The sequence below is a fragment of the Candidatus Thermokryptus mobilis genome (assembly GCF_900070205.1).
GTDB lineage: Bacteria > Bacteroidota > Ignavibacteria > Kryptoniales > Kryptoniaceae > Kryptonium > Kryptonium mobile.
In genome coordinates, this window is sequence record NZ_FAOO01000014.1 from 1 (window position 1) to 15,882 (window position 15,882).

General features: G+C 37.9%; 14 protein-coding genes and 2 tRNA genes. 11 read left to right on the plus strand and 5 right to left on the minus strand.

Annotation, left to right across the window (positions count from 1 at the left end; all coding sequences use genetic code 11):
- A partial coding sequence (locus FKZ43_RS08860; protein WP_140945533.1) for a PEGA domain-containing protein occupies positions 1-1,481 on the minus strand: 1,481 nt, incomplete at its 3' end.
- A 166-nt stretch (positions 1,482-1,647) separates the two neighbouring features.
- Positions 1,648-2,355 (minus strand): hypothetical protein, encoded by a 708-nt coding sequence (locus FKZ43_RS08865; RefSeq protein ID WP_140945534.1) that lies wholly within the window; start codon positions 2,353-2,355, stop codon positions 1,648-1,650.
- A gap of 174 nt (positions 2,356-2,529) precedes the next feature.
- On the opposite strand from FKZ43_RS08865, the gene FKZ43_RS08870 reads away from it, so the two are divergent.
- From FKZ43_RS08870 to FKZ43_RS08910, 9 genes are all read left to right on the plus strand, one after another.
- Complete coding sequence (locus FKZ43_RS08870; RefSeq protein ID WP_140945535.1) at positions 2,530-4,251, plus strand: Rossmann-fold NAD(P)-binding domain-containing protein; 1,722 nt, start codon at positions 2,530-2,532, stop codon at positions 4,249-4,251.
- A 67-nt stretch (positions 4,252-4,318) separates the two neighbouring features.
- Positions 4,319-4,984 (plus strand): cysteine hydrolase family protein, encoded by a 666-nt coding sequence (locus FKZ43_RS08875; RefSeq protein ID WP_140945536.1) that lies wholly within the window; start codon positions 4,319-4,321, stop codon positions 4,982-4,984.
- Positions 4,984-6,051, plus strand: coding sequence for a PHP domain-containing protein (locus tag FKZ43_RS08880; protein ID WP_140945537.1), 1,068 nt, complete (start codon positions 4,984-4,986; stop codon positions 6,049-6,051). Before FKZ43_RS08875 ends, FKZ43_RS08880 begins: the two co-directional genes overlap by 1 nt.
- 1 nt (position 6,052) lies before the next feature.
- Positions 6,053-7,534: an amidophosphoribosyltransferase gene (gene purF, locus FKZ43_RS08885; RefSeq protein WP_140945538.1), complete on the plus strand. Its 1,482-nt coding sequence runs from the start codon at positions 6,053-6,055 to the stop codon at positions 7,532-7,534.
- Between the two features lie 2 nt (positions 7,535-7,536).
- Positions 7,537-8,118 carry a CDP-alcohol phosphatidyltransferase family protein gene (locus tag FKZ43_RS08890; RefSeq protein WP_140945539.1) on the plus strand — a complete coding sequence of 194 codons (582 nt, stop codon included), beginning with the start codon at positions 7,537-7,539 and terminating at the stop codon, positions 8,116-8,118.
- A 5-nt stretch (positions 8,119-8,123) separates the two neighbouring features.
- On the plus strand, positions 8,124-9,071 hold the full coding sequence (gene ftsY / locus FKZ43_RS08895; RefSeq protein WP_140945540.1) for a signal recognition particle-docking protein FtsY: 948 nt from the start codon (positions 8,124-8,126) through the stop codon (positions 9,069-9,071).
- A gap of 10 nt (positions 9,072-9,081) precedes the next feature.
- Positions 9,082-10,749, plus strand: a complete 1,668-nt coding sequence (locus FKZ43_RS08900; RefSeq protein ID WP_181180318.1) for an ArnT family glycosyltransferase — start codon at positions 9,082-9,084, stop codon at positions 10,747-10,749.
- A gap of 42 nt (positions 10,750-10,791) precedes the next feature.
- Positions 10,792-11,892, plus strand: coding sequence for an iron-sulfur cluster carrier protein ApbC (gene apbC, locus FKZ43_RS08905; protein WP_268904469.1), 1,101 nt, complete (start codon positions 10,792-10,794; stop codon positions 11,890-11,892).
- Positions 11,889-12,137: a NifU family protein gene (locus FKZ43_RS08910; RefSeq protein WP_140945543.1), complete on the plus strand. Its 249-nt coding sequence runs from the start codon at positions 11,889-11,891 to the stop codon at positions 12,135-12,137. Before apbC ends, FKZ43_RS08910 begins: the two co-directional genes overlap by 4 nt.
- On the opposite strand, the gene pgeF is transcribed toward FKZ43_RS08910, so the two are convergent.
- Positions 12,127-12,840: a peptidoglycan editing factor PgeF gene (gene pgeF / locus FKZ43_RS08915; RefSeq protein ID WP_140945544.1), complete on the minus strand. Its 714-nt coding sequence runs from the start codon at positions 12,838-12,840 to the stop codon at positions 12,127-12,129. The two genes, FKZ43_RS08910 and pgeF, sit on opposite strands and share 11 nt — an antisense overlap.
- A 20-nt stretch (positions 12,841-12,860) precedes the next feature.
- Positions 12,861-14,267, minus strand: coding sequence for a trans-sulfuration enzyme family protein (locus FKZ43_RS08920; RefSeq protein ID WP_235894728.1), 1,407 nt, complete (start codon positions 14,265-14,267; stop codon positions 12,861-12,863).
- A 145-nt stretch (positions 14,268-14,412) separates the two neighbouring features.
- Between FKZ43_RS08920 and FKZ43_RS08925 the strand changes: the two genes are divergently transcribed.
- Positions 14,413-14,484 (plus strand) — tRNA-Thr (locus tag FKZ43_RS08925).
- Between the two features lie 97 nt (positions 14,485-14,581).
- Here FKZ43_RS08925 and FKZ43_RS08930 read toward each other — a convergent pair.
- The gene (locus FKZ43_RS08930) at positions 14,582-15,823 is read right to left on the minus strand and encodes a trehalose-6-phosphate synthase (RefSeq protein ID WP_219916518.1); all 1,242 of its coding nucleotides are present in this window, start codon (positions 15,821-15,823) and stop codon (positions 14,582-14,584) included.
- Between FKZ43_RS08930 and FKZ43_RS08935 the strand changes: the two genes are divergently transcribed.
- Positions 15,809-15,881: transfer RNA gene (locus FKZ43_RS08935), tRNA-Arg, on the plus strand. The two genes, FKZ43_RS08930 and FKZ43_RS08935, sit on opposite strands and share 15 nt — an antisense overlap.
- The last annotated feature ends 1 nt before the right edge of the window (position 15,882 follow it).

Consider the following 15,882-nt stretch of genomic DNA (forward strand, 5'->3'; position numbering starts at 1 on the left):
GAAGCGGAATTTATATCTAAACTCTTTTCAACACTTACATACTTCTCCTTTGAAACATTTATAGTATAAGCTCCAAAAGGAAGCTCAATTTTAAGCTCATCCCCTTCCATCTTAAAAGCCTTTGAAGTTCCGTATTCCTTATCCTTTATCACAACATCAGCATCTGGAACACTTGATTTAATAAATACCGTAGCTAAAAGTTTCTCAAGATTAACACTTATCGTTGTATCAGAGTATACAAAAATTTTCCTCCTTAGTTCGCTATATCCTTGTTTCATAACAATTACATCATGTTCACCTTTACGAACTTTAAAATAAGATGGGGTTGTCCCTGCTTTAGTCCCATCAATATAAACATCAGCAAAACCAGGTTCGCTCTTTATGTAAATTGAAACCAAAGCAGGTTCAAGCCGATAGTGGAAAGAATTATCAAATGACTCACCGACTTCAAAAACATCTATAAATGTCTCATAATCTTGCTTTGATATCTCAATATTGTATCTCCCGGGTTCCAATCTCAAATTAAGAGGTGTTTTCCCATAGGCTTGTCCATTTATCTTAACATCTGCACCTGATGGTTCAGATTCAATTGAGACATCAAACATTTTAACAATCGCACCAACAGGTATGAAAACAAAATCACCCCCCATATCACCAGCAAGTATCCCATATTCAGGCGTTTGAGCCCTGTTTGATTCAGCTGTAACACGGGGAGCAACATATTCATTTAATTCACCGCTTGTTATCATGCCATCACGATTTAAATCAGCACTACCATTCTTCAGTCCATCAATAAGATAATATGTGAAAACACTATGACCACCAGGACCGGTATCAAAAACTGTTTGGTCTCTACCTCCAGCTGTGAGCGCCTTTCTTGCCCTCCTTGTTGATATAATCTCAAGATAATCAAGCGCAGTTGGTGAAATTGGCTGCGCACGCGCAAATATCAAACCACCATAACAAGCATCCATTATAAAAAGCAAATGCTTTGCCCTTATTAACTGGCTTATCTCATTTAACTGATCCGTTGAAATCGCACTCGTTATCAACTCATCTTGCGAACCATCAACAGGAAGGATATATCCCTTCTCCCTACCATCTGGAAGTGTGACAGTTATCCCATGACCAGCAAAAAATATCAAAACTCTGTCATCTTTATCCGCTACAGAGCGAATCCTTTCAAAAGCCCTCATTATATTTTCCCTCGTAGCTTCCCTATCAATTAACTTTATGATATTCTCTCGCTTGAAACCATAATAGTTGACCAAAACTTCCATAAATTCTTCAACATCCCTAACAGCATACCTTAACTTCGGAGCTTTGATGTAATTGTTTATACCAATCAAAACAGCCCACGACTCCCTGTAAAATGATTTAAGCTCAACCCTTCCACTCTCTCTTAACCCAATCCCCCTTTGCTGTGAAAATGAAAAAGAAAACAAAACTAAAACAAAAGAAAATATCTTTAAAAACCTCATGGCTATAACCTCCCTCTTTATTTTACATTTACAACTCCCCTTGTTGCCTCCTGTATGGATATCTTATTCCCAGAGTAATCAAAAATGTTAACATCCGAAAAATTAAGAAAACTCTGACCTAAGGCAGTTCCCCTAAACCTTAAAACAACTATATCACCACTTCCACTTAAATAAGGTAAATCAGTCGGATAAGAAGCGAAGAAAGCATAACCCCAGTTGTTATCTCCACCTCACCTTTAGTGTTTGCTTCATCTATCACTTTTTGAACACCAAAATCAGGAACTATCACCTGCTCAAGCCGATTTTCCTGAGCAAATCTACCCCTTTGAACCCCAACAAACCTCAAAAAGTTGCGGTTAAACCCGACCTTGAAGCTACCACTTTTAAAACTTTGAACATCCTCAAGCCAAACCTCAACACTAAACTCATCCCCACTTGAAACATCATTTCTCAATCTGAAAAATTTCAAAGTCGGACCCTTTATCCAATCAACACTAAAAGAACGGCTCAACTCAAAAACCTCATCTCTGTCCTCATACTTAGTTTGAAGCCTAAAAACATACCTTATGTCATCAAGATAATCAAATGTAACTTGTTTCGCCTTTGACCAATTCGTCCAGTCCTGATAAACAATTGAATCATTACCCCTATAACCAACAAGTTTATATCTGAACAAGTTTATGTCCGAATTCCCCTCCCAAGAAAAAGTAACACTCCCGGATGTAATCGTTTCATCCTCACCTGGCGCTGAAATTAATCTGGCAGATGGATATTCATAATTTGGCGATTCAGGGTCAAATGGATTTGAAAACTCCTTCTTGCAGGATGAGAAGATGAAAAAGAGAAACGCAAGGGTAATAAACTTAATTTTCATATCTCAACCCATATCTTTTCTTCCTGTCGTTAATTTAAAAAATTCAAATTTTTTTGTCAAAAGTTCATAGAGCAAGCCCACGCCCTTATCAAAAATTTCATACAGGGAAACTTTGGAAATTTAAACTTTCATACATAAATTATTTTGCAACAAAAACTAAACCACGCCATTCCTATGGATATCAAAGGAAAATCAGTTCTAATCCTTGGAGCTTGGGGGCTTGTGGGCTCAGCCGTCACAAGGAGAATAGTTCAAGAAAAACCAAGAAATGTAATCATTGCTTCCCTCAAACAGTGGGAAGCTGAAGAAGCAGTTGAAGCTTTGAGAAAGGAATTCCCGGAATATGACAGAAATTTTTTCATCCCATGGTGGGGCAACATCTTCGTCCGCGATGAATTCAAAGACATGAGCCGTGAGGAAATACTCTCAAATCCTGAATATCGCAGAGTTTTAATCAATGATATCCTCGGAGAATTAACTGAGGACACCTTGAAACAATCCGCCTTATACAAACTTTTAAACAGGTTTTCCCCAGAGATAATAATTGATTGCATCAACACCGCAACTGCTATTGCTTATCAAGATATCTTCACAACGAGCATTGAAGTTATGCAAGCAATTGATAGGTTTAAAGCGAGTGATAATACGAAAGATAAAGAAGCTTTAATTGAGGTAACGGAACGACTTCTTGCGACGCTTTATGTTCCACAGTTGATAAGACATGTTCAAATACTTTATCGCTCTATGCAAGAGGTTGGGACGAAAATATATGTTAAAATTGGGACGAGCGGAACAGGTGGAATGGGACTGAATATACCTTATACACATAGCGAGGAAAGACCTTCAAAAGTTTTACTTAGCAAGTCAGCCGTTGCTGGAGCTCATACACTTCTTCTTTTCTTGATGGGGAGGACGCCAGACGCTCCGATTACAAAAGAGATAAAGCCAACAGCTGCGATTGCGTGGAAAAAAATTGGTTTTGGTGAAATTAAACGACAAGGCAGACCAATTGAATTAATTGATTGCCCACCTGAAAAAGCATTCAAATTAAATGGAATAATTGAGTTAAAAATTACGGAGGATAATTTTGAAAAGTTGAACGAGACACTTCATTCCGTCTTCATTGATACAGGTGAGAACGGGCTCTTCTCAAGAGCTGAATTTGAAACGCTATCAACACCAGGTCAAATGGAATATGTCACCCCTGAAGAAATAGCCGAGGTCGTTGTCTTTGAAATCAAAGGTGGAAACACCGGTCACGATATAATCAACGCCCTTGACCATGCCACGCTTGAACCAACATATAGAGCAGGCTTCCTTACGGAAACAGCATTGAAACGAATGAGAGAGCTTGAACAAAAATACGGCGTTGAAAGTGTTGCATTTGAACTTCTTGGACCACCAAGATTGACAAAACTTTTATACGAGGCACACCTTCTAAAACTCGCATACGGAAGCATTGAGAACGCAGCGAAACAAAATCCAAAAGATATGAGCCAAAAATGCGAAGAAATAATTAAAACAAACAAAAAATTAAGATCGCAAATAATCTCAATCGGAATTCCAATCCTTATGCCTGACGGTGAAACTCTAATACGTGGAAACGAAATCAAAATCCCACCTTATAGAGGCGAAAATAAAGTAGAAATTACACCGGAAAAAATCAATCAATGGGCTTATGATGGCTGGGTTGATTTAAGACCAGAAAATATGGAAATTTGGAAGAAGAGATTCCAAAAGATAATGGAAGAGGTCAACTTAATTCCCGCTACTGACACAAGCTCAAGATATGTCAGGACAAGGGAGTACTGGGAGGATTTCAAAACGATAAATGAAGGAAAAATCGCTGGCTGGATACTTGACCGAGAGGAACACGGAATGAGAATGAAATCATAAAGGAAACAATAGAGTGTTTTGACTTGTTTTAATTTTTGAAAAATGAAAAATAATATGGAGGTGCGCCATGATTAGAGAAATAATTTTCTGGGATGTTGATACACAATATGATTTTATGATGAAAGACGGCAAGCTTTATGTGCCAAACGCCGAAGAGATTATACCGAACTTGAAAAAACTCTATGACTATGCGAGAAAGAATGAGATTCAAATCATGGGCTCGGCTGATTATCATACCCTAAACGATGAGGAAATCTCCGACAATCCCGATTATTTAAATACATTTCCACCGCACTGCTTACAGGGAACGCCCGGCTGGGAACGGATTGATGCCACAAAACCACTGAATCCGCTATGGATTGACAGCAAAAAATATACCGAGAAAGAACTTGAAGGGATGATTAAAAATCATACTGGAGAGATAATTTTCCGCAAGCAAAAGTTTGATGTCTTTTCAAACCCAAATGTTGACCCTGTGCTTGAAATCATAAACCCAAGGGAAATAGTCGTCTTCGGCGTTGCCCTTGATGTATGCGATGCGTATGCAATTGAAGGATTTTTAAAAAGAGGAAAATATCAAATCTATCTTGTTGAAGACGCAGCAAAACCAATTTATGAAGACAGAGGAAAACAACTCATTGAAAAATGGAGTTCTGAAGGCGTTAAAATTGTTAAGACAGATGACATCGTTGAGAAAAACATCTTGCTTGAAAAATACATCAGCCAAAAATAATGTTTGAATACATCGGCGTCATCCATGTCCATTCAATTTATTCAGATGGGACTGGAACGATACCTGAAATAGCAAAATCTGCAAGCGAACTTGGTCTTGACTTCGTGATGATGACTGATCACAATACTTTGAAACCGAAATATGATGGATATGAAGGTTGGTATGGCGATACGATGATAATAATTGGCTACGAATTGAACGACCCAGATGATAAAAACCATTATCTTGTTTTTGGCGTTGATGAGGTTTTTTATCCGAATAAATCAGCAAGGGAATATGTTGAGAAAATAAAAAATTTAAACGGAATCGGCATAATAGCACATCCAGATGAAAGAAGAAATAGTTTCCCCGAATATCCTCCTTATCCTTGGAACGCATGGGATGTTGACGGATTTACAGGGATTGAGATATGGAACCATATGTCTGAATGGGTTGAGGGATTAACACAGGAAAATAAATTTCGCAGATTTATTCACCCACTAAAATCGTTAAACGGACCTTACCCAGAAACACTAAAACGCTGGGATGAACTATCCCGAAAGAGAAGAGTCGTCGGTATAGGTGGGGTAGACGCCCACGGACATAAATATAAAATTTGGCAACTATTTGAAGTAGAAGTTTTTCCCTACAAAGTCATGTTCAGAGGCATAAGAACGCATGTCCTACTTGATGAACCAATTGATAAAAGCAAAAAGGAAAATTTTGAAATATATAAGCGTAAAATTTTCTCCGCAATTGAAAACGGAAGATGCTTCACGACTTACTCCTACTTCGCTGACCCAAGAGGTTTTAGATTTGTAGCTGAAAAAAACGGCAATATTTATCAAATGGGTGATTACATTGAACTTGATGAGAACCCAATTAAATTGAAAATTAAATTGCCACAAATATCTAACGATACGGTGACTTTTCTTTTAAGAAATGGAGAAGTGATAACGAAAACATTTAATAACGAATTAATTTATGAAGTTGGTGAGACAGGTGTTTATAGAGTTGAGTCATATTTCAACGGCAAGCCATGGATTTTTTCAAACCATATAAGAGTCGGAAAGAAAGGGATAATTTAAAGTGTGCGGTATATTTGGAATTTACGGACACCCCCAAGCATCGCTTATAACATATTACGGACTTTATGCACTTCAACACAGGGGACAAGAATCAACAGGAATAGTATCCTGTGAAAGGGATGATTTAACTGGGAGGACGAGATTTAATTATCACAAAGGTATCGGTCTTGTCGCAGATGTTTTCAAAGATGAAAAAATTATCAACGAGCATTTAAAGGGGGATTCCGCAATCGGTCACAATCGGTATTCAACTACGGGTGCGTTAAACAAGTCAAACATTCAACCTTTCGTAGTACATTACAAAAATGGAAACCTTGCAATAGCTCACAACGGTAACTTAACAAACACGAGAACTCTACGAAATAAGCTTCAATCAGAAGGAACGATTTTCCAATCATCAACGGACACAGAGATAATTTTGCATCTTATAGCAAAAAGTCAAAAAGAGGATCAAATTGAACAAATAAAAGATGCTTTAAGTCAAGTTGAGGGGGCGTATTCGCTTGTCATACTAACGGATGATAAACTCATAGCTGTGCGTGACCCATATGGATTTAGACCGCTTGCACTTGGGATAATGCCAGATGGGGCTTATGTAATTGCATCTGAAACATGCGCCTTTGATCTGATAAATGCCAAGTATATCCGTGATGTTCTCCCCGGCGAAATACTTGTAATTGATGATGAGACCATCGCAACTGGTAAGTTGAAATCGTATTGGATTGATAAAAAAGTTGAGAGACAAGCTTTTTGTATTTTTGAGTTTATTTACTTTTCACGACCAGACAGCAAAATCTTTGGGGAAAATGTTGATAAAGTAAGGCGAAAACTTGGCAAACTTTTGGCTCACGAACATCCTGCCCCACAATCAACGGAAAACGACAAAGTCATAGTTATAAATGTCCCTGACTCAAGCAACACCGCAACTCTTGGATTTGTCACCGAAAGCAATAAGCTTGGAAATAATGTTAAAATTGAAATCGGCTTGATAAGAAGTCATTATGTTGGAAGGACATTTATTCAACCTCAGCAAAATATGAGGGAATTAAAAGTTAAAGTTAAATTCAACACCGTCAAAGGTGTCCTTGAAAACAAAAGGGTTGTCATAGTTGATGATTCAATCGTTCGTGGGACGACATCAAAGGCGCTCGTCAAGTTGATAAAAGAATCTGGAGCACGAGAAGTTCATTTCAGGGTTGCCTCGCCACCGATAAAATTCCCCTGCTACTACGGGATGGACTTCCCAAAGCAAGAAGAATTGATAGCCTCAAGATTAAATGGTGATGTTGAAGCCATAAGACAAGAACTTGGAGTTGAATCGCTTGGTTATCTCTCGGTTGAGAAACTCCTTGAATCCGCCCCGAAAAATTTAAGTTTCTGCACAGCTTGTTTCACAGGGAATTATCCAACACCCATTGACGAGAAACCAGAAAAATATGAACACGAAATGCACATAAAGGACGCAACTGAAAGATTTGATTAAGTATGCGGGAAAAAATTTTCAACATCTCAAACTTTCTTAGTTTCAGTCGTTTCATAATTTTAATCCCAACAATTTATTTCCTGACAAACGACTCTGGCGAAATTGTATTTGAGCAATATGGCTTAAAATTGACTTTGAACAGAGCAATTTCAATACTTTTTATGTTAAGTTTGTATTTAAGCGATTTGGCGGATGGTTATCTTGCTAGGAAATTCAATCAAATAACAGAATTTGGCAAAATTATTGACCCACTGGCTGACAAAGTATGCATTGGATTGATCGTTTTAAGCTTGGTTCAACAGGGTGATCTACCAATTTGGTATGTTGGGATTGTGATAGGAAGGGATTTAATAATTTTAGCAGCAGGCGCATATTTAAGCTCAAAAATAAAATTTGTTCTGCCATCAAATAAACTCGGTAAATACACTGTCACATCAATTGCATTAGTGATAGCTCTTGCTATGCTGAAAGCAAAAGGTTTATTGCTTAACTTATTTATCTTTATAAGCGTCGTTATGATTTTTGCTTCACTCTATGTATATGGTAGAAGATTTTTTGAGCACTTGAAAATAAAACAGATTTAACTTTTATGGGGATACTTGACAAAATTGGCTTTCAAAAAATAAAAGACGGCTTAACAAAAACAAGGAACAACCTAATTGATAAAATTTCAAACCTTCTAAACACTTCAAGGACAATTGACGAAAGATTTTTCACTGACCTTGAAGAAATTTTGATCGGGGCTGATGTTGGAGTCTGGATGACATCTGAACTGATCTCAAAATTAAAGGAGAGGGTAAAAATTGAGAAGTTAACTCAGCCAGAAGAATTAAAATTCGCTTTGAAAGATGAACTTGAAAAAATTTTGAAATCGCCGTTTGATTCACAAAATTTTGATCCATTCTCAATCCCCGAGGATAGGAAGCCATTTGTTATAATGATCGTCGGTGTCAACGGCGTTGGAAAGACAACAACCGTTGGTAAACTTGCCTATAATTTCAAGTCAAGGGGGAAAAAGGTCTTAATCGGAGCTGGCGATACTTTCAGAGCAGCAGCGAACGAGCAACTTGAAATATGGGCCAAAAGAGCAGGCGTTGATATAATCCAACAACAAAAAGGTTCAGACCCAGGAGCCGTAGCATTTGATACCGTTAAATCTGCATTAGCAAGGGACATTGATATCGTCTTAATTGATACCGCTGGACGACTACATACAAAGACAAATTTGATGGAGGAACTAAAAAAAGTCAAAAGAGTTATTCAAAAACTAATACCAAGAGCTCCTGATGAGATTTGGCTTGTCCTTGATGCAACGATAGGACAAAACTCAATCCAGCAAGCAAGACAATTCCATCAAGCTTTGGGCATAACTGGGCTTATAATAACGAAACTTGACGGGACAGCAAAGGGTGGCGTTGTCTTTGCAATTGCAAATGAACTTAAAATACCCGTTAAATTTATCGGCGTCGGTGAAAATATAGACGACCTACAACCTTTTGACCCAGAGTCATTTATAAATGCACTCTTTGAAAAATAAAAGAGAAAATATGGGAAAACTCAAAAAATTTTTACCCTTTCTTCTCTTATCCTTCTTTATAATTGTCAGGTTTTATAATCTTGGCTTCAAAGAAATTCAAATGTGGGACGAAGCCTTATATGCGGTAAGGGCTAAAGCAATTTACTATTTCAACTGCTGGTTAGATCAAACCGATTATGCGGATGGTGGCTTGTATTCATCTTCACATCCACCCCTTTACATTTGGCTTACTGCATTGCTTTATAAATTTTTCACGATAAACGAATTCACAAGCCGTTTCTTTTCCGCCCTCTTTTCATCTCTATGTTTAGTTTTGACATATCTACTTATAAAAAAATTTTTCAACAGAAAATCTGCGCTAATCTCCATCCCCTTTCTCGGTTCAATTTATCTTTTTATTTTTTATTCAAGACAGGGACAACTTGACATCGCATATATCTTTTTCATCACCCTGTCAATTTACTTTTATCTTGAATTTTTAAGTAGCGGAAGGAAAAGATATATTTTAATTTCAGGAATTTCATTCGGCTTCGCTTTGATGACAAAAATAATCGTCGGCTTCTTTGCTATTATAACCATCTCCATTTTCCTATTCATTGAGTTGATAAGAAAGAATGTCAAATTCAAAGAAATTTTATCACAGATTGCAACACTAACTCTTACAGGTTTAATTCTCGCCTCACCTTGGCATATATTTATGTTAAAAATCCACGGCGGAAACTTTATTAATACTTTCTTTAAGTTTCACATCATTGAAAGGTTATCCGAAGGCGTTGAAGGTAATATTCCGGAGCTTGGCTATTTTTATATCTTGAATCAATTGGTTGTACAATTTCCTCCTGTAGTTCTGGTTTTCTTTGATTTATTTGAGAACTTGAAAAAACTTAAAACAACGGACAGCAAAAAATTACTTTTACAATCCTGGTTTTGGACTACTTTTTTGATCACATCAATTTCAAAAACGAAGATACCAACCTACACCCTGCCTTCTTTTATACCGGCAGTTATAATTTCCTCGGTTTATATAGTTGAGCTCACCGAGAAAAAACAAAACTCGCTTGCACTTTCAACTGTTTTAATTTCAATTATTTGGTCTTCAAGTCAGAATTTAAGAAATGGCGTCAAAGAATTTTTGAAGTTTCACATCAGCAATTTCTCAATAACACAGACGACTTTATTTTTAATTTCGCTTGTGATTTCACCATTTTTAGTTTCAATTGTCAAGTCAAAGGTAAAATCACTAAATGATTTTATTTTTTTCGTCACTTTATCGCTTTCAACTTTCGTCGTATTTAAGACGATAATTTTCACCGATTATGAACGATTTAACGACGGCGCCGAAAAAGTGGCTAATTTCATTGACAATTCAAATTATCAAACTATTTTTTATCTTTACACTCCACATTCAACCGAAGGGATGAACCCGCAACTTACTTTTTACTCATTTAAAAAACTTTCCCATTCAATAAAATGGATTGAGATAAAGCGAAGCGATTTTAATGAAATTGCCGATCAACTGCGTAATGTAAAAGATGCTCTCGTTTTAATTGAAAAAACATCTAAAGATAAAAGTGAGAGAAAAGAAGAGTTTGAAAATGTTAAGAAAATTTTGAGCCAATTTAACTTTGCTGAAATTTTGATTACGAAACGATACTCACTTTTCGTTAGAAAACTTTGATTTTTAAACATTTGTTATTAAGTTTGGAATGCTAACTTTAAAATAAATCCAAATTCACCGATGAGCAAGACAGATGAAATCATTGAGGCATTAAAACAAATTCAAGACCCCGACCTTCACCGCGATATTGTTTCACTTGGTTTTGTAAAAGATGTTCAAGTTGATTCAAACAAAGTTTATGTCAGAATTGAACTAACAACGCCAGCTTGTCCAGTTCGCGATAGATTAAAGGATGAAGCGATTGAGAGGATAAAGAAACTCGGTTTTGACAATGTGCAGGTTGAGATGACCGCGCAAGTTCCCAAACATTTAAATCCACAAAAAGATGCGCTTCTTCCAAATGTCAAAAATACCATTGCTGTTGCAAGCGGTAAAGGTGGGGTTGGTAAATCAACCGTTGCTGTCAATCTTGCGGTTTCCCTCGCACTTGAAGGGGCAAAAGTTGGATTAATTGACGCAGATGTCTACGGTCCAAATGTCCCAATTATGCTTGGTATAGATCAAAAGCCAGGACTAGCTCCTGATGGGAAGAAAATCTTGCCCGTCCAAAAGTACAACATAAAAATTATTTCAATTGGATTACTTCTTGACGACCCTGATACCGCATTAATCTGGCGAGGACCGATCGCAAGCGGAGCGGTGAAACAATTTATGACAGATGTTGAATGGGGTGACTTAGATTATTTAATTTTTGATTTGCCACCCGGGACAGGTGATATTCAATTGACACTTGTTCAAACTTTACCACTCACAGGTGCGGTTATAGTGACAACGCCACAAGATGTAGCTCTTGCTGATGTTAGAAAGGCAATAAAGATGTTTCAACGCGTAAATGTCCCAATACTTGGAATAGTTGAAAATATGAGTTACTTCATCTGCCCGCATTGCGGAAAAAGGGACGATATATTTGACCACGGCGGAGGTAAAAAAGCAAGCGAAAAATTCAATGTTCCTTTTCTCGGAGAGATACCAATAAACACAAGAATTAGATTAAGCGGTGATTTAGGAAAACCCGTTCCAATTGCCTATCCCGAAAGCGAGGAGGCGAAGATAATTAGAGAGATAGCCAAGAAACTCGCTGCACAGGTTAGCATACAAAGCTTCAAACAACAAGCGATCCCAAAAATTCAAATCAAATTATGACTTATAAAGAAAATTTGAAAGAAAGGGTTTTAAAAGCACTTGAAATCGCAAGACCTTATTTAAAGGCTGACGGTGGAGATGTTGAACTCGTTGAAATTACTGATGACAATATAGTGAAAGTAAAATTGATTGGTGCTTGTGGCTCGTGCCCACTATCAATGATGACTTTAAGAGCAGGGATTGAAAGGATAATCATAAGAGAAGCCCCGGAAATTAGAAGAGTAGAGGCAGTGTTCAGCTATTAAGCCCGAACACTGCCCACATCCTTCCTGATTTATCTCCATCCCTTCGGTAAGAGTGAAACAATTTATCCTCACAAATCGTGCAATGCTTACTAACACTTATATTCCAAAATTTAACGCCCGAATTAACAAGCTGAGCGTAAATTTCACCTTTCAAATCAAAATGATATTTCCTATCCCGCTTAAATCTTAAAAATCTTGGGTTGAAAAATTTTTCAAATTCAAAATCAACCTCATAGCAACAAACAGATGCACAAGCACCAATGTAAGCAATCATATCGGAAGGATTTGAACCAAATGAGTCCCACATACCATAAATAGTTTTTTCAACTATTTTCTCCTTTGCACCTCTCCAACCACAATGAATTAAAGCGATCGCTTTTTTAACCGGGTCAAAGACAAAAACAGGAGCACAATCCGCAACGCTTACAACAAGATAAATACCCGTTTTATTTGTCATTAAAGCATCACAACTTTCATAAATTCCCGGGGAATTTACAACACAAAAATTCGCACTATGTATTTGTTTTGGGATAGCAAGTTGTTCCTCGGAAACGCCAATCTGGGCGAGAAAAATTTTCCTGTTTTCTTTTACAAGCTCGGGATTTGCGTTGTCAGTAAAGTTTAAATTCAAATCTTTTGTTGACATAACTGCAAGAATAGCATCAAAATTTGAGAAAACTTCCGGCTTCAGCAAGAGAGGCAATTTTTTCACCCAATTTCATTTTAAATACGAGCAAGCCCTTCGCTCAAATCAAGTATTATATCATCAACTTTCTCCAGTCCAATTGATAACCTTATACCACCTGGATCAATTCCCTTTTTCAATTGTTCCTCTGCTGGGATTGTAGCGTGAGTCATTGACCCGGGATGCTCAATCAATGTCCTTATATTCCCCAAGCTCACAGCCAGAGTTATAGTGTAAGCGTTTTTAGCTAGATAATTTATCAGTTTTTCTGCCTTCCGTCTTCTTCCCTCTGGGGATTCATCTTTAACTATGAAATAAATCAAAGTCCCTGGAGCAAAGTTTCCCTCATAATCAACCATCTGTTTTTTTGCAAGTTCATATTGTGGGAAAGTGTGTAATCCGGGATAGCTTACATACTGAATTTTCGGATGCGAACAAAGATATCTCGCAACTTCAAGTGCTGTTTTTTCCTGCTGGCGAACTCTAAGAGCAAGTGTTGGCAAACCATATACAAGGATTGCCCAGGCACTTTTAGTTCCTAAAACCCCACCGAAGTCCTTGCGATAAAGCAAAAGTTGATCCCTGCTCCATTTTGGACCGATGACGGCTCCACCCATATCTGTGCCGAAACCGCCGATGTTTTTCGTCAGCGAATGAACCACAAAGTCAGCTCCGAGCATTAAAGGTCGCTGACAGAAAGGAGTGGCAAATGTATTATCAACAACGATATAAATCCTTTCATTCGGTTTACGCTTCTTATTTTCCTCCCTAACGATCTCAGATACACCAGCAATATCAATCAATTCAAGTGTTGGATTCACAGGTGTTTCAAAATAAACAATCCTTGTCTTCGGCGTTATCGCTTTTTTAAGATTTAAAGTATTACGAAGGTCAACGAATTTTGTCGTAATTTGATATCTCGGATACCAGTATGTTAAAAGTTCATATGTGCAACCATATAAAAGTTTATGAGCGATGATTTCATCGCCTGCCTTTGTCAAAATTCCAAGAACAGCTGACACAGCACCCATTCCAGATGCAAAAGTAACGGCTGATTCACCTTGCTCAGCATAAGCGAGATATTCCTCAAGCATTTCTTTGTTCGGTTCACCGAGACGATCATAAATATAAATCGGAGCTTTCAGTTCAACTTCTTCATCGTTAATTGTGTGAGCGAAGCGCAAAAATCCAAGCGCTCCCCTTTGAGCAGATTCAAGGCGAAATGTCGCAGAAGCTGAAATAGGTGGAACAACATGATGCGAATACTCCCATTTCGGTGTGAATGAACGACCATAAATGAGGTGGGTCTCCATTGAATACTTTGATTCATTGATTAACTTTTTCCTCGGGGACTTTTCCCGAGCCGAACCAATTGAACCATTTTCCATTTTCTTCGGGGACTTTTCCCGAACCGAACTCGCTGTTCCATTTGGTTTTTTAGACATAAATTTTACCTCCCTTTAAGTAGGTTTGTTTGCATCCTTAATTTAAGAAATCAAGTAAAATTTTACAAAGCGATTTTTTACCTTTGCATAGGTTGATTTAGATAAAACTTGTTTTTGAAGATTTAAAATGTTAAATTTGTAAAAAGCTGGCGTAGCTCAGCGGTAGAGCAGCTGATTCGTAATCAGCAGGGCGTGGGTTCAAATCCCACCGCCAGCTCTAATGCTTATCTGTTTTATTCCCTGTATACTGAGAAGACGGAGGAAATGTATAATGCCAATCGTTTGCTTTTCTACGGAAGGGGAATGGTATAATACTAATTTATCATCCGATGCATCAACGCTATGTAATCCTTTAAATGTCTTATTATTAAAAAGCGGTGCTTTACTGTTTCCTTGGCATAAAATCCCATCCTATCTCTTAGCTCCTTGTTAGCAAGTAGCTGCCTTGCCCTATGAGCCGCGCCCTCCGACGAATCAACCAAAAATCCATTTATACCATCCAATATCTGTCTCTTTATGCCCCCAACATTGCTACCTATCACAGGTTTTCCTTTCCACATCGCTTCCGAAACAACTAAACCAAAACCTTCCCTTATAGACTTCTGAAATACTACATATGCAGAGCGTTGAAAGGCATTTACCTCAATGTGACTGTTAGGGGGGAGATTCAACACAAAAACATCTTTATCATCTGAAGTGATGTTTAGGACTTCCCTGTAAACCTCCTCCCCCTCTGGGTCATCGCTGGCATAAGAGCCCACCAGCACAAGCTGACACGGGTATTTGTTCTTTACCAGCTTGTAAGCCTGATACACACCTACATGCTCAAATTCTCCAAGGGTGTGGTCTATACCGAGTACCCTTGATAAACTCCTTAAAAAGTTTATAGTATATTCATAGGTGTGAAAACCTATCAAATCAGCTCCTAAAAGACCTTCCAGAAGTTCCCTTCTCCAAGGTAGCTGAGCGAAAACCTCAGGTGGCGGAAAGGGTATATGCAGGAAAAAACCCACCTTTGCCTCAGGAAGAACATTCCTTATCATACCTGGCAGTAGCATAAGATGGTAGTCATGTATCCATATGTAAATTTCTTTATCGGTTTGAGTGTTTTCCAGAATAGCTTCTAAGAATATCTTGTTTACTTCTAAATAGCTTTCCCATGCGGTCTTCTCATAAGTTGTGAGCGCAGGCATGCTGTGAAAGAGTGGCCACAAAGTTCTGTTGCAAAAGCCATTGTAGAACTTTTCCATAAGCTTTTCTGGTACATAAACCGGCACATAGTTGTGCTCTTGGAAAAGATGAGCATTTATCCTCTGCATTTCTCTTTTTGGTAGGCTAGTACCAGGCCAACCTATCCATAGCCAGGAGGATAAACTTGCTTTTTTAATAAATGTCTCTATGGCCGATACCAAGCCACCGGGGCTTTTCTGAAACTCTATAGGGTCAATACTTTTAATGCTTATGGGAAGTCTGTTGGAAACTATTATAAGCAATTTAAACTTGCAAATTTCTTTTAAAAATTTTATATTTTTATTGCTTGCGCGCCCGTAGCTCAAAGGATAGAGCAACGGCCTTCTAAGCCGTGGGTTGCAGGTTCGAATCCTGCCGGGCGCGC

What these genes read in the sequence shown, in the direction of transcription:
- FKZ43_RS08865 (WP_140945534.1), bottom strand. Translation starts at nt 2,355, where the DNA reads ATGAAAATTAAGTTTATTACCCTTGCGTTTCTCTTTTTCATCTTCTCA.
- FKZ43_RS08870 (WP_140945535.1), top strand. Translation starts at nt 2,530, where the DNA reads ATGGATATCAAAGGAAAATCAGTTCTAATCCTTGGAGCTTGGGGGCTT.
- FKZ43_RS08875 (WP_140945536.1), top strand. Translation starts at nt 4,319, where the DNA reads ATGATTAGAGAAATAATTTTCTGGGATGTTGATACACAATATGATTTT.
- FKZ43_RS08880 (WP_140945537.1), top strand. Translation starts at nt 4,984, where the DNA reads ATGTTTGAATACATCGGCGTCATCCATGTCCATTCAATTTATTCAGAT.
- FKZ43_RS08890 (WP_140945539.1), top strand. Translation starts at nt 7,537, where the DNA reads ATGCGGGAAAAAATTTTCAACATCTCAAACTTTCTTAGTTTCAGTCGT.
- ftsY (WP_140945540.1), top strand. Translation starts at nt 8,124, where the DNA reads ATGGGGATACTTGACAAAATTGGCTTTCAAAAAATAAAAGACGGCTTA.
- FKZ43_RS08900 (WP_181180318.1), top strand. Translation starts at nt 9,082, where the DNA reads ATGGGAAAACTCAAAAAATTTTTACCCTTTCTTCTCTTATCCTTCTTT.
- FKZ43_RS08910 (WP_140945543.1), top strand. Translation starts at nt 11,889, where the DNA reads ATGACTTATAAAGAAAATTTGAAAGAAAGGGTTTTAAAAGCACTTGAA.
- FKZ43_RS08920 (WP_235894728.1), bottom strand. Translation starts at nt 14,267, where the DNA reads ATGTCTAAAAAACCAAATGGAACAGCGAGTTCGGTTCGGGAAAAGTCC.